The following is a 14,226-nucleotide window of genomic DNA, read 5'->3' on the forward strand; positions in this document are numbered from 1 at the left end:
GTAGGCCGGGTAAGGCGNAGCCGCCACCCGGCGAAATGACGGGTGCGGTGCCTGAAAGCGTGCCCGGCGGCGCCCTACTATTCCTGATGGCGGGTGACGTTGAGGATCTTCGCGCTGGCGCCGACCGGGAAATTGCTGAGGGCGCCGAAATCGCTGCCCTGATAGCCCATGATCTTGCCGTCAGTGCGCATCTGCTGCAGATCGATGAGGATCACCCCCAGCGTGGGAATGATTTTCTCCCGCCAGACGAACAGATAGAGATCCTCAGCCACCTGCACATAGTGGCAGCGATCGACATCCGCCAGCCCCTTTTCCACACCGTCCAGACACTGCCAGGCGTAAAAATTGTCGTTGAGATAGATGTGCTCATAGCGCTCGGTCGGGCTGTAGGTGTACTGATTGCGCATGCCAATGAGCGCATCGGTAAAGCCCGGCAGCGGCCCCGGCTGGGCATCCAGGCGGGCGAAGACGAAACGGGCCTCAACCGCGGTCAGCGGCAACCCTTGTTCTACCCGGCTGAAGGCGTCCAGCCGCGCGGCGGCTTCGTCCGGCAGCTGGCCGTATACCAGCGTGGCATTGCGCTGCGTCAGGTTGCATACCGCGCTAATGCTGGCGTTATCCCGCTCCGGGTCAAGGAAGTCGATGAACAGAATGTCCGGGCGCAGGGCGGTCGCCCGCCAGGGGGCGCGCTTGCCGTTCCAGCTTAGCGTCTGCTCATCTTCGATAACCAGCTGCTGCGGCTCGCTCCCGGCGACATAAAAGGTAAAGTTTTCGCCTGCGGGCAGGCTGGCGGTAGCCAGCAGGTTACCGTGCGGCGCAAAACCATCGGCCAGCGCGCCGACCTGGATAAATACGGCTTCTGAAGTCATAGGGGCTCCTGAACAGAGTAGGGCGTTAGGCAAACGCCAGAGTGGGAACATCGACGATACTGGCCCCGCCGTCGGCGACCAGCGTAGCGCCGCTGATGATGGCGGCCTGCGGCGAACAGAGAAACTGACAGGCTTCGGCTATCTCCTCGGGGCTGGCGGGGCGGCGCAGCGGAACGTCACGACAGACCCGCTGATAAGCCTCAGTCAGCGACAGCCCTTCCGCCTGCATCAGCGGGTGCATCTCTTCATCCGCCATCGGCGTCGTGACCCAGCCGGGACAGATGGCGTTAGCGCGTACCCCCTGGGGGCCATAATCGCGGGCGACGGAGCGCATCAGGCCGATTAAAGCGTGTTTGGCGGTGACGTAGCCGCAGGCCTGCGGCCCGGCGGCCAGAGAGGCGATGGAGGCGACAAACAGCACATTGCCGCGGCGGGCAATCAGCGAAGGCAGACAGGCGCGAACGCTGGCGAAGGCGCTGGTGAGATTGCCGTCCAGCGCCTCGCGCCACTGGCGGTCGCTGGTCTCGGCGGCGGGGCTGTTGCCCATCCCGCCGGCGCTGCAGATGAGGACATCAATCCCGCCGGTCTGGTCGAGGATGGCCGGCAGCAGCCGCTGGCGCCACACCTCGCCGTCGGCGGCATCGCCCACCAGCGCCGTGGCGCCGGTCTCATTGGCGACAGCCTGCAGCGGCGCTTCGCGCCGTCCGGTAATAAACACCCGGTCGCCCGCGGCGCGCATCAGCCGCGCGCAGGCGGCGCCAATTCCGGTTCCGCCACCGGTTATCACCACGACTCTCGCCATCCGCACTCTCCTGTAATGGGGTTTCCGATTACCTTAAAAAGCGCGTCAGGTCCCGGCTATCGCCCGGAAGAACGATAGCCGTGGCGGTTAATGGATCTCGCTCACAGGGATCGCCTGCGGCGCAGGCACCGGCTTCATGGTGGCGGGGTCGACCGCCAGATAGCGCCCGGTTTTGCTATCGATACCGACGTAGTCGATCATTTTGCCCTGCGCTTTGGTAACCATGGTGCGCTTAGCAAATGCCTCGTAGGCCTCGCTCATGGCTTTGACCCGATCGGGATGTTCGGCCGCGACATCATGCGTCTCCAGCGGGTCGTCGTGCAGATTAAACAGCTGCCACGGCGCGTCGCCGGCGGTGAGGCCGCGCGGCACCAGCCGTCGCAGCTTCCATTCGCCATCGACCCAGGCCGCCTGATGATGCAGTTCAACCCCGTAGTTGCCGCGCGGCGGCTCCTGTACTTCGCCGGTGAGATAGCGCTTAAAGCTTACGCCGATCATCGGCAACACCGGCTTTTTCGTCAGCGACTTGTTCGGATCGATGCCGGCGAACTCATATAGCGTCGGCGCCACGTCATACACCGCCATCGTCGAGGCGTCGATTTTACCGTGGCGGGTGATCCCGGGACCGGAGATCATAAAGTCGGTATTGATGCCGCCCTGGGCGCTGGTGGTTTTGTGATAATTGGCGTAGGGGGCGTTGCTGACGTTGGCCCAGTGGGGGCCGTAGGAGACAAATGATCCTTTGCGGCCGACGTTGTCATAGCTGTTATCGAACTGCTTCCAGAATTCCGGGGTAGATTCGTAGTAGAAACCCTGCGCCGGGTTGGCGCCGTTATCGGTTAAAAAGACCAGCAGGGTATTTTTATCGCGCCCGGTTTGTTTCAGCGTCTCCATCAGGGTGCCGATTTGCGCGTCCATATTGGCGATCATCGCCGCATACACCTGCATCACTTTCGCCGTATATTTCTGCTGCTCTGGCGTTAGCGCCTCCCACTCTTTATCCAGCTCCAGATGCGGCAGCGGGGTATCGTCATGGATAATTCCCAGCGCTTTCAGGCGGGCGATGCGCTGGCGATAGACCTCGGCGTAACCCTGCTCATACTGGCCTTTGAAGCGCTTAATCCACTCGTCCGGCGCCTGCAGGGGATCATGAGGGGCGGTGAAGGCCAGCCAGGCGAAGACCGGCTGTTCCTTCGGCGTCGCTTTAATCCAGCTGTTCATCTGGCGGGCGTAGGCTTCGCTGGAGTAAAAATCATCCGGTAGGGAGACGCGCTCGCCGTCGCGGGTGTAGTAGGTGTGGAAGGCTTCAACGGTCCCCAGCGGTATCGCGTCGTTAAAGTGGCTGGTGCCGCCGCCCATAAAGGCGAAGGCGTGATTAAAGCCGCGATCTTTCGGCGTGGCGCCGGGAACAAAACCGAGGTGCCATTTACCGGCCATCAGGGTGTTATACCCCGCATCTTTAAAGCGCTCGGCCATGGTGGTGACGCGGTCGGTCAGCCGCAGCTCGTAGCCCTCCTTGCCAATGGTGCTGTCGTACCACCACATGCCGCCCATCCCAGCCTGCTGGTTACTGTTGCCGGTGAGCAGCATTGAGCGCGCCGGGGCCGACATCGGCGAGGTGTAATACTGGCTCATGCGCATTCCCTGCTCGGCCATCGCCTGCAGGTTGGGGGTGGGGATCTCGCCGCCAAAGGGGCTGATGTCCGAGTAGCCCATATCATCGGCGATAATCACGATGACGTTTGGACGCTCCTGCTGCGCGGCGTGCGCGCCGCCGGCGAGGATCATGCTGACCGCCGCGGCCATGGCTTTTTTGTTCACGACTGACTCTCCTGTTCAGAGGGGGATATCATCAGGGTAAGGCGCTACGCAGTATGCGCAGTCCCAACAAACGCGGCCCGCCAGGCCTTCAGGCCATTAAGGTCGCGGGAAAAGGGGCGTACTGGCGCGAGGATGTCGCTAAAGAAGCGGTAGTAGCCGCCGCAGAGGCGGTTGTTGCCTGCGGCGTTGAGATGCGCCGGGCAGCCGCCCTGGCAGACCATTTTTACCGAGCAAGTCTGGCATTCGCGGCGCAGACTTTTCTGCTGACCGAACGGCAGTTGCACCGAGGCGTCGACCGCGGCGGCGAGCGTCTGCTCATCGAGGCGGCCCAGCCGATGTTCGGCGTTGATCAGGTGGTCGCAGGCGTAGAGCTGTCCGTCGGGCTCCATCACCAGGTTGCTGCCGCAGCGGGCGCTGTGCACGCAGCTGCCGCTGGTATGAGTGAAATACTGCGCCCACGCCTGTTCGATATTGATAACGAACACCCGCCCCCTATCGCAGCGCTTCCGCCACTGTCGCCAGATGCCGACCATAAAACGTCCCCAGTTATCGGCGCTGAGCTGGTATCCTTCGCGCAGGGCCGCGCCTTCGCTCATCAGCGGCTGAAACTGCAGATAGCGCGCGCCGAGGCTGACCAGCCGGTCATAAATCGCCGCCGCGTGGGCCGCCATCTCGTTATGCACCACCACCAGCAGATTAAAGTCCACCTGATGCTGATGGAGCAGGTCAATGCCGCGCAGCGCCGCCGACCAGGTCGACCGGCCGCGTTTATCCGGACGATGGTAGTCCTGCAGCGCTTCGTTGCCTTCGAGGCTCAACCCGATAATAAAGCCATGTTCGCGGAACAGTCGGCACCATGCGTCGTTGATCAGCGTCCCGTTGGTCTGCAGGCTGTTGCTGATAGTGACGCCGTCGGGGGCATAGCGTGCCTGCAGGGCGAGCGCTTTTTTGTAGAAGCTCAGGCCGGCCAGCAGCGGCTCGCCCCCCTGCCAGACAAAGTTGATTTCCCGCGCGCCGGCGGGCTGGGCGGCAATATAGCGGCGGATAAACTGCTCCAGCCGCGCGTCATCCATCTTGTTGACCGGCGTTTCGTCCTGCGGGTAATAGCAATAGCGGCAGGCGAGATTGCAGGCGGGGCCAATCGGCTTCATCAGAATATGAAACGGCACCGGCGAGCGCGGCCCAGCGGCCAGCGGAATTTGCTGCTGGCGCAGGGCGGCGATATTCAGCATCGGCTTATCCTCGGTTAATGACCGGTACTGTTGATATTATTTTGGCAACAGCGGGTCAGGCGTAATCACATGATTAAGCCGCGGCGAAAATTAAATGCATCCTGTTAAGGGTATAAGTGAAAAAAAACAAAAATCCATCGTTCTTTAGGATGAGAATCACGCGTCGGGAATAGGGTTTTTTTATCACCAGGGGCAGGTACGCCGGGTGTTAATCTTATTTGTTTATGTTTTAACGCCGCTATCGTAAAGCATGGCCGGGGTGTTTTTTAAATGCTTTATATAACAATGTATTGCTGAAAATTTTGTAACGGCTATCACATTGTTAATATGTTAATGATTGTGTTACNTAAATGTGAAATGTATGCTNCAATTANCAGTAGTCATCCATGTGTCATGTACCATCATCTCGACGGGGAGGCCCTATCATGTCTGCTTTGTTAAAAGCCAGCCATAATGATGCGATAATAGCCCGTTGTTTACAGACTATTTCCCAGTTAATTCCACTAACTTCAGCGGTGTTTTATCGAGTAAATAATCGTTTAAAACCCGAAAACTATATATTGCATAATATTTCCGATAATACGCACCAACAATATCTGGAAAACTTCCAGCCGCTGGATCCGCTTCTGCCGTCGCACTTTAGCCACCAGAACACCACCGTGGCGGCGATGACGCCGCGGCTCTGCGACCGCAACCGGCATTACTATCATGAATTTATGTTGCCGAATAACGTGCGCGACATGACCGAGATCTTTATCCGCCGCGAGCGGCGGATCGTCGCCGGTATCTCGCTGATGCGCGACGTGCCTTTCTCCAGCGAAGAGCGCCAGCGGGCCCAGGCGGTGCTGCCGCTGGTAGAGCTGGCCATCCGCGACTGCCTGCAGGAAGAAGATGATCTGCCCGCCATCCTGACGGCGAAAGAGCGGGAAATCGTCGGCATGGTGCGCGAAGGCGCCAGCAATAAGCTGATTGCCCGCCAGCTGGATATCTCGCTCTCGACGGTAAAAACGCACCTGCGCAATATTTTCGCCAAGACCGAAGTGGTCAATCGTACCGAACTGGTTTCCCGAACCTGGATGCCGGCCGCTCAGCGTACGCTGCATCTGTAATCTGACTTTCGCATCCCGCGCGCGCCGTGGCAGCACGGCGTTTTCCTGATGCCTGTGGGTATCACTCCCTAGAGGATCCCCCGGGGGGAGGCTTTTTTGACCGGAGCACGCCCTACGATGTCGAGTACACCTCTCACTGAAAATGCGCTTTCCCGGCCCGCCGGGCTGGTGGTGTCCCTGCGTTTGCTGGCGGCGATCGTGATTTTTGCCGCTATTGCGCCGGGTATTCTGATGACCGCGCCGGCGGTAGCGGCGCAGCTGGCCAGCGAATGGCAGCTAAAACCCGGGCAGATCGGCTGGCTGTTCTCAGCGGAGCTGGGGGCGATGAGCCTGGCGACGCTCCCGGCGTGGTGGTGGATGAGCCGCCTCGACTGGCGGCGGGTTGCCCTGACGGCCGGGGTGGTGTTTCTGGCCGCCAACCTCGTCTCGGCGGTGGTCACCCAGTACGAGACGCTGCTGGCGGCGCGCTTTATCGCCTCGCTGGCGGGCGGCACGTTGATGATTTTGTGCATCAGCTGCGCGGCCGGAACGCCGAACCCGTCGCGGGTCTACGCCTTCTGGGTGCTCGGGCAACTGCTGTTAGGGATGCTTGGCCTGCTGGCGCTGCCCGGCCTGTTCGCGACCTTTGGCCTGAAGGTGGTGTATCTGATCCTCGCCGCCATCATGCTCTGCTGTTTGCCGCTGGTATCCGCTTTCCCTCCGCGCTTTCAACCGCTTTCAGTCTCCCGCCAGCAGCCGTCGACGGCGCTGTGGCGTCAGGCGCTGGCGGTGCTGGCGGTGCTCACTTTCTATATCAGCCTCAGCGCCGTGTGGACCTTTATCGGCACCATCGGCAGCGCGGCGGGGCTGAGCCCGACGCAGGTCGGTCTGGTGCTGGCGGCGGCGACGGTTTGCGGCATTATCGGCGCCGGCGGCGGCGACGGTTTGCGGCATTATCGGCGCCGGCGGCGCGGCCCTGCGCGGCACCCGGCGGGCCGATCGTTTACCGGTGTGGCTGGGCTACGGCCTGTTGATCGTCAGCGTTGGGCTGCTGATCGGCCAGCCGCTGCTGGTGCGTTACGCCATCGCGGCGCTGCTGTTTAAGTTCACCTGGACCTTCGTGCTGCCCTTTATTCTCGCCCGCGTGGCCGGGCTCGATAACAGCGGTCGGCTAATGAACAGCATCAATCTGGTGATCGGCGGCGGCATGGCGGCTGGCCCGGCGCTTGCGGGGGCCTTACTGCAACACTTCGCCAGCGCCGACCCGCTGCTGGCGGCGGCAGGCGTCTGCGCGCTGCTGTCACTGATTTTAATTGTGGCGGCATCCGCCGCCGGGAAGGCTTAGCCCACGGGAGGATAGAGTGAAAAGAAAAACCGGTTTCTTTTTTGATGAACGTTGTTTCTGGTACAGTACCGGTCTGCACGCGGTGACGCTGCCAGTGGGCGGGTGGGTACAGCCGCCCGCCGGCGGCGGTCATGCTGAATCGCCAGAGACCAAACGGCGGATGAAAAACCTGATGGATGTCTCCGGGCTGACGCCGCAGCTGGCGCTGCGCAGCGCGGCGCCGGCGAGCCTTGAGGACCTGCGGCGGATCCACCCCGACAGCTATCTGGAGNGCTTCAAGGCGATAAGCGATAACGGCGGCGGCATGCTCGGCAAAGAGGCGCCGCTGGGGCCGGGCAGTTATGAAATTGCCTGTCTTTCCGCCGGGCTGGCCTGTGCGGCGGTGGAAGCGGTGCTGAAGGGGGAGCTGGATAACGCCTATTCGCTGTCGCGCCCGCCCGGACACCACTGCCTGCCGGACCAGTCGATGGGATTTTGTTTCCTCGCCAATATTCCCATTGCCGTCGAGCGAGCGAAAGCGCAGCTGGGGCTGGGCAAGGTGGCGATCATTGACTGGGATGTTCACCACGGCAACGGCACCCAGCATATCTACCTGCAGCGCGACGACGTACTGACTATCTCCTTGCATCAGGACGGCTGCTTCCCGCCGGGCTACGCCGGCGAGGACGATCGCGGCGTGGGCGCGGGCGAAGGTTACAACATCAATATTCCGCTGTTGGCCGGGGCGGGGGATGACAGCTGGCGCTATGCGCTGGAAACTATCGTTATTCCGGCGCTGGCGCGTTTTGAGCCGGAGCTGATCATCATCGCCTGCGGCTATGACGCCAACGCCATGGATCCATTAGCGCGGATGCAGCTGCACAGCGATAGCTTCCGGGCGATGACCGAACAGGTCCAGCAGGCGGCGGATCGCCTGTGCGGCGGGAAACTGGTGATGGTGCACGAGGGCGGCTACGCCGAGTCCTACGTGCCGTTCTGCGGCCTGGCGGTGATGGAAGCCCTGAGCGGCATCCGCACCGAGGTCCAGGATCCGCTGCTGGAATTTATTCAACAGCAGCAGCCGCGCGCCACGTTCGCGCAGTTCCAGCGCCAGGCCATCGATCGGCTGGCGCAGCAGTTTGGCCTGCTATAAACCACCTCAGCTTCCCCGCGGTGATGGCGGGGAAGTCAATGCTTTCTCTTCTGCGATTTCACCGCGCATCCACTGACTTACCGCCTGATTAACCATCGCCAGCACGCTGAGCAGCAGCATCCGCTGCTGCGCTTCCAGCCGCAGATAACGGCGCAGCGGCGGCATTTTACAGACCACTTCGCTGGCGGCCCAGGGTTCAATGCTGCAGCGCCAGCCGCTACTATCAAAGGTCAGCGAAAAGCGGCGGTAATCCAGCTCGCTTAAGGTCTGCTGGAGATTAGGAAAACCGTTGAGATAGCCGGCGAGTTCCTCGCTGCCTTTGCCGCCGATAAAGCGGATCGGCTGGCGTTTCCACCAGCCGGATTGATGGGCGCGAATGTTACCGCGCACTGGCCGGGTCACCGGCCCCTCGACGACAAACTCGCAGCTGTGAATGCTGGCCATAAACAGCCGCTTCTGACGCACGCTGAAGATGACGGCGGTGGCGTCGTTCAAGCGCAGCAGCGCGCTGCGTTCGCTCAGCTTTTCGCTGGGCCAGCCCGCCAGATCGCGCTGCACCGCGTTCATTAACGGCGTTTCAAACCAGGGGACGGAGGACATCTGGCGTCATCTCCCCGCGGGTCTGTTTTTCATAATTGTTGATGGCGCGCTCCACCACCTCTTCCACTACCAGCGGCTTGAACGGATTGACGCGCTGCACGCACACCGTCCAGAACAGGGCGTAAGCGGCGGTCAGGCCGAGCATTATGCCGAACGGCACCAGCACCTGGCGGCTGTCCATCCCGGGCGGCGTGATATTGACGATAGCGATGATGATCCCGACGCTGGAGATAATCTGCGGCAGCGGGAACCACGGCGAGCGGTAGGCGCGCGGCAGGTCCGGGCGGCGAATGCGCAGCATCACCACCGACAGAGTAACCAGCAGATAGGCGACGCCCCAGGCGCAGACCGCGGCGAGGATCAGCGGCACGATGCGGTCCAGATCGCCGTTCAGATACCAGGCGTGCAGGCAGGGGATCGCCACCCCGATGGCAATGGCGATCACCGGCGTCTTAAAGCGCGGATGCAGCCAGGTCAGGAAACGGGGCAGCGCGCCGTCCAGCGCCATGCCGTAGATAATACGCGGCACGGCGGCCATCAGCGTATTGATGGTGGCGCAGCCGGCCAACAGTAGCCCGACCCCCAGCCAGTACTGGCCGGCGTGGCCCATCACCCGTTCGGCGAAGGCCGGGATCGCCATCGGTGTATCCAGCAGATGGACGTTGTTGGCCGCGTCGAGCACGGTATTCTCCACCTGGCGGTTGATCGCCGCGCCGTAGATAAACATGCAGCTGGCGACCCCCAGCAGGCCCAGCGCCATCGCCCGCGGTATGGTGCGGTGGGCCTGTTTGATCTCCGGCGCCATCGGCGTCACCAGTTCGCAACCGACGAACATAAACATCGCCATGCCGATATAGCCGAACAGGCCGTTGATATCGCTAACGTTCAGCGGCGTGCCGAACCAGCCGGAAAGATGAGTCACCGGCGCCATAAAAATGCCGCACAGGCCGAAAATGGTCAGCGTGGTCCACATGCCGAAGGTCAGCACCACTTCGACCTTGCCGAAGATTTCCACGCCGATGGCGTTGAGCAAGCCGAAAATCACCACCATGCCGACGCCCACCATCCAGGTGTTCTGGTGAGCGGCCATCTGGGCGTTAATCGACTCGAAGTTCACCAGCGCCATAATGCCCGCCAGGATCGTCTCCGCCGTCCCGGCGAAGATATGGACGATCAGATAGGCGCACAGCGCGCCGGTGATAGCGAAGAAGCGGCCCATGCCGCAGGAGATATAGTCGTACACCGAACCGGTGGTGGGAATGAGCGTCGCCGCCTCGGCAAAGGTGGTGACCTGCGACTGCATCATAATAAAGGCCAGCAGCACCGCCAGCGCGAAGGTATCGCCGCCCATGCCGAAGCCGCTGGTGACCGTCAGGATCACCGGGCTGGCCATGATCAGCCCGACGGAGCTGGCGAGGGTGGTCGGGAAGCCGACGACGCCGCGCTCAAGATGGCTGGCGAGTCTGTTACTAAACATAGTCAACCTCTGCACAATAATGGGGTAGGGCAGGGAATAGCCAGCGCCACTCCCGGATAGTCATAATTTAGGCGGGCATCCTGCTCAACGAATATCGTCCGGAAGGTGGAGGGCGGCGCATGATTCTGTGACGCAGTCGATGAATGTCGCGGCGGATAAACAATATGACCCCGAAAACCGGGGCCATCCGTCTTGCCACGTTGCGCCTGTTTCTGCCGGATGGCGGCTGCGCCTTATCCGTCCTACGGTCCGTGCGGCCTGCCTTTAATTTGGCCTCAACCCCCCCCCGTGGGCGCTGCCGCTTACCGGGGCTACAGCGCTGTGCGATTTGGTAGCCCGGAGAAGGCGTAATGCGCCGCCGGGCATTATCAGTTTGTTAGCGGGTCTCGACGTTCGCCAGGTAGTGCTTCACAAAGCGCGGCGTCAGAATTTTCCACTCCACTTCGGTGCCCTGTTTAACAAACCAGCTGTCGCCCGGCGCAAAGCGCTGCGGCTCGCCGCCGGCGACGGTCAGCTCCACTTCGCCCTCCAGCACGGTGGCGTGCTCGGTAAACGGATAGGTCATGGTAAAGCTCCCCTCAGTGGACGAAAACAGTCCGCAGGTAAAGGCGTCCTGCGGCTCGCCGTAGATCATCGCGCCCGCTACCTGCGGGTCGCCGGCGGTCGGCGTCGCGCCGAGCAGGCTGACGCTGCCGATCGGCTGCAGATCAGGTACCGGGTGTTTAAGTTTAAAAGCGTGCATAGCGTTCTCCTGGTTAACTCCGGCCTTTCCAGAAACCGGCGGTTTGATGCATCAGTTTTCCGGCCGTGACTAATAGCAAGCGCAGACTGTCACGACCGTGGATGGTCGCGTGGGGGATGCTGCTTAGCAGGCGATAGCGGTCGGAACCGCCGTTGATCCCTTCGGCGAGGATTTTGCACACGATGTGCGACGGGGTGACGCCGAAGCCGGAGTACCCCTGGACGTAAAAGACGTTGTTGTGATCGCGTAGGGTGCCGATCTGCGGGAACAGATTGGCGCTACAGGCCATCGGCCCGCCCCACGCAAAATCGATCTTCACATCCCTGAGATAGGGGAAGACCTCCGCCAGCAAGGTGCGGTTCCAGGCGGCGAAATCGTTCGGCGTATACTCCACAAAGCGGGTGGCGCTGCCGAACAGCAGGCGGTTTTCCCGGGTGACGCGGTAGTAGTTAATTACCGGGCGAATATCGCTGAAGGCGCCGCGCAGCGGGCTGATGCGCTCGATCAGTTCATCGGAGAGCGGCTCGGTCGACACCTGGTAGGAGTAAGTGACCAGCGTCTTGTTGTAGATCTCCGGCTCCATATTGTTGAGGAAACTGTCGCAGGCCCACAGCAGTTTGGCGGCTTTGACGCTGCCCATCGCGGTGCGTACCCGCACCTGTTTGCCGTAACTCACCTCCACCACCGGCGAGGATTCGAAAATCTTCACCCCCAGCGAGTGGGCGGCCTGCGCCGAACCGAGCAGCATATTGAGTGAATGGATCTGGCCGCCGCCCATATGTTTCAGCGCGCCGCAGTAGACCTCGGAGCCCACCACCTGCTGCACCTCTTTTCCGGTATACAGTTCGATCTCTTCATCCGGGGTAGCGGCTTTAAACTCCTTCTCCCACTGGCGCAGCGTTTTAAGCTGTCGCTGGTTATAGGCGAGATAGCCGTAGCCGGGCACGAAATCGGCGTCGATGTTGTATTTGCGGATGCGTTCGCGAATGATGCCCGCGCCGAGGTTGGCGATTTTAAACAGCGTCTCCAGCCCCTCTTTGCCGACGTGCTTTTTTACCGCTTCGATATCGTGGCCGATACCGGCCATCACCTGGCCGCCGTTGCGCCCGGTGCCGCCGTAGCCGAGATGGCGCGCCTCCAGCACTACCACGTTGGTGATCCCCTGTTCCGCCAGCTCAAGGGCGGTGTTAATGCCAGAGAAGCCGCCGCCGATAATTACCACATCGGCTTCAATATCTTCCCGTAGCGCCGGGAAATGGAGGTGATATTTCTTCGTCGCGCCGTAGTAGTTCAGCGCATCGATCTTGATGTTCATCGCGTTACCCTGTGGTCTTGCCTGGCTCAAGACCCTCATCACAGCACGCCGCGCGGGCGTTGAATATCGTCCGGAAGAATGACGTTCTTTAGAACGATAGGCTGCGGCGGGAAGCCGTGCTGTGATGGGTTAACTTTGCTGAAAAACGGGTGCTGACGATGAGCGAGATAACCTTACTGGCGGAAGTGACCGCCTTCTTACGCCAGCCGCACGGGCAGTTTATTGCCGGTCAACGTGAGGCGGGCCGCGGCGCGCCGTTCGCGGTGATCAACCCGGCGACCGGGCAGGTGATTGCCGAGGTCACCGCGGCGGATAGTGACCAGGCGGATCGCGCTATGGAGAGCGCCCGCCAGGCGTTTAGTCAGTGGCGCGAGATGCCGACGCTGGCGCGCGGCGCGCTGCTGCTGAAGCTGGCGGACACGCTGGCAGAGCATCGCGAAGCGCTGGCGCAGCTGGAAAGTCTCTGTTCCGGCAAAACTATCACGCTGGCGCGGATGCTCGAGCTGGACCAGTCGGTGGCGTTCCTGCGCTACTTCGCCGGCTGGGCGGGGAAAGTCACCGGTGAAACGCTGGATGTCTCGCTGCCATCGATGGCTGGGGAGAAATATACCGCCTTTACCCGCCGCCAGCCGCTTGGGGTGGTGGTTGGCATCGTGCCGTGGAACTTCTCCATCATGATTGCCATCTGGAAGCTGGCGGCGGCCCTGGTCTGCGGCTGCACCATCGTCCTCAAGCCGAGCGAATATACGCCGCTGACGCTGCTGCGCGTGGCGGAGCTGGCAAAAGCGGTGGGTATCCCGGATGGGGTGATTAACGTGGTCAACGGCGCCGGCGGCGAGATTGCCCAGCGGCTGATTACGCATCCGGCCTGCGCCAAGGTGAGCTTCACCGGCTCGGTGGCCACCGGTGAAAAAGTCCAGCAGTCGGCCAGTGCGTCAGGTAAACGGGTGACCCTTGAGCTGGGGGGCAAAAACGCCGCGCTGTTCCTCGATGACCTGACGCCGGAGGCGATGGTCAACGGCATTATTGAAGCTGGCTACCTGAACCAGGGGCAGATTTGCGCCGCTGCGGAACGTTTTTATCTGCCGCAGGGAAAACTGGATGCGGTACTGGCGCTGCTGAAAGACAAGCTCAGCGCTTTTGCGCCGGGGTCGCCGCTGGATGAACGGACGCTGATGGGGCCGCTGGCCAACCGCCAGCAGTATGACAAAGTTTTGCGGCTCATTCAGACCGCCCGCGACGAGGGCGATACCATCGTCTGCGGCGGCGAAGCGCTGCCGGGGGAGGGCTATTTCCTGCAGCCGACCGCGGTCAAAGTGCGCAGCGAAGAGAGCACCCTGATGTGCGAGGAGACCTTCGGTCCGGTGTGCAGTTTTATCGGCTATCGCAGTGAAGAAGAGGCGCTGGCGCGGATGAATGCCTCACCGTATGGCCTGGCGGCCAGCGTCTGGTCGGATAATATTCGTCAGGCGCTACGCTACTCGGAGGCGATTGAGGCCGGCATCGTATGGGTCAATATGCATACCTTCCTCGACCCGGCGGTACCGTTCGGCGGCATGAAGGGCTCGGGCATCGGGCGCGAATTCGGCAGCGCGTTTATCGATGATTATACGGAGCTGAAGTCGGTGATGGTGCGCTATTAATCGCCGTTCAGCGACATAGCGCTGTCATGTGTCGCTTTGCGCCAGATAGGCAACACATTGTGTGCCTTCTGGCCTGCAACCCGGGCGGTGCACGGCATCGCTTCCGGGACGCTTTTCCCGTCACGGATCCTTTCTTCCCCTCCTAATCCGCCATTGCCGT

The 14,226-nt window shown here is 61.5% G+C and carries 11 protein-coding genes and 1 pseudogene; 4 read left to right on the forward strand and 8 right to left on the reverse strand.

From position 1 onward, the window contains the following. Positions 1-77: 77 nt before the first annotated feature. From VZP09_RS02705 to VZP09_RS02720, 4 genes are all read right to left on the reverse strand, one after another. Positions 78-869 (reverse strand): MoaF C-terminal domain-containing protein, encoded by a 792-nt coding sequence (locus VZP09_RS02705; RefSeq protein ID WP_004151806.1) that lies wholly within the window; start codon positions 867-869, stop codon positions 78-80. A gap of 25 nt (positions 870-894) precedes the next feature. After that, a complete protein-coding gene (locus VZP09_RS02710; RefSeq protein WP_016946865.1) occupies positions 895-1,671 on the reverse strand; it encodes an SDR family NAD(P)-dependent oxidoreductase in 777 nt (258 codons plus the stop codon). An 87-nt stretch (positions 1,672-1,758) separates the two neighbouring features. Continuing rightward, entirely contained in the window at positions 1,759-3,492 is a 1,734-nt protein-coding gene (locus VZP09_RS02715; protein ID WP_328794879.1) for an arylsulfatase, read from the reverse strand. Between the two features lie 44 nt (positions 3,493-3,536). Continuing rightward, complete coding sequence (locus VZP09_RS02720; RefSeq protein WP_135729497.1) at positions 3,537-4,724, reverse strand: anaerobic sulfatase maturase; 1,188 nt, start codon at positions 4,722-4,724, stop codon at positions 3,537-3,539. A gap of 425 nt (positions 4,725-5,149) precedes the next feature. On the opposite strand from VZP09_RS02720, the gene VZP09_RS02725 reads away from it, so the two are divergent. From VZP09_RS02725 to VZP09_RS02735, 3 genes and pseudogenes are all read left to right on the forward strand, one after another. Then, positions 5,150-5,833: a helix-turn-helix transcriptional regulator gene (locus VZP09_RS02725; RefSeq protein WP_009308087.1), complete on the forward strand. Its 684-nt coding sequence runs from the start codon at positions 5,150-5,152 to the stop codon at positions 5,831-5,833. Between the two features lie 117 nt (positions 5,834-5,950). Then, positions 5,951-7,157, forward strand: a pseudogene (locus VZP09_RS02730) (MFS transporter). Positions 7,158-7,173: 16 nt separating this feature from the next. Beyond that, on the forward strand, positions 7,174-8,289 hold the full coding sequence (locus VZP09_RS02735) for a class II histone deacetylase (protein ID WP_328794880.1): 1,116 nt from the start codon (positions 7,174-7,176) through the stop codon (positions 8,287-8,289). Between the two features lie 6 nt (positions 8,290-8,295). Here the strand turns inward: VZP09_RS02735 and VZP09_RS02740 are convergent, their stop codons facing one another. The 4 genes from VZP09_RS02740 to VZP09_RS02755 all read right to left on the reverse strand — a co-directional run bounded on the left by VZP09_RS02740 (position 8,296) and on the right by VZP09_RS02755 (position 12,423). After that, the gene (locus tag VZP09_RS02740; protein WP_040151745.1) at positions 8,296-8,889 is read right to left on the reverse strand and encodes a DUF3156 family protein; all 594 of its coding nucleotides are present in this window, start codon (positions 8,887-8,889) and stop codon (positions 8,296-8,298) included. Beyond that, positions 8,867-10,366 (reverse strand): APC family permease, encoded by a 1,500-nt coding sequence (locus VZP09_RS02745; RefSeq protein ID WP_016831624.1) that lies wholly within the window; start codon positions 10,364-10,366, stop codon positions 8,867-8,869. The genes VZP09_RS02740 and VZP09_RS02745 overlap by 23 nt, the downstream gene beginning before the upstream one ends. Positions 10,367-10,742: 376 nt before the next feature. Then, positions 10,743-11,108, reverse strand: a complete 366-nt coding sequence (locus VZP09_RS02750; RefSeq protein WP_002892824.1) for a cupin domain-containing protein — start codon at positions 11,106-11,108, stop codon at positions 10,743-10,745. A 13-nt stretch (positions 11,109-11,121) separates the two neighbouring features. Then, positions 11,122-12,423: an NAD(P)/FAD-dependent oxidoreductase gene (locus VZP09_RS02755; RefSeq protein ID WP_020802274.1), complete on the reverse strand. Its 1,302-nt coding sequence runs from the start codon at positions 12,421-12,423 to the stop codon at positions 11,122-11,124. 158 nt (positions 12,424-12,581) lie between these two features. On the opposite strand from VZP09_RS02755, the gene VZP09_RS02760 reads away from it, so the two are divergent. Further along, on the forward strand, positions 12,582-14,066 hold the full coding sequence (locus tag VZP09_RS02760; RefSeq protein ID WP_135729496.1) for an aldehyde dehydrogenase family protein: 1,485 nt from the start codon (positions 12,582-12,584) through the stop codon (positions 14,064-14,066). Positions 14,067-14,226 lie beyond the last annotated feature (160 nt).

This window comes from Klebsiella sp. EMBS2024, assembly GCF_036233805.1.
In the GTDB taxonomy this organism is placed as follows: Bacteria; Pseudomonadota; Gammaproteobacteria; order Enterobacterales; family Enterobacteriaceae; genus Klebsiella; species Klebsiella pneumoniae.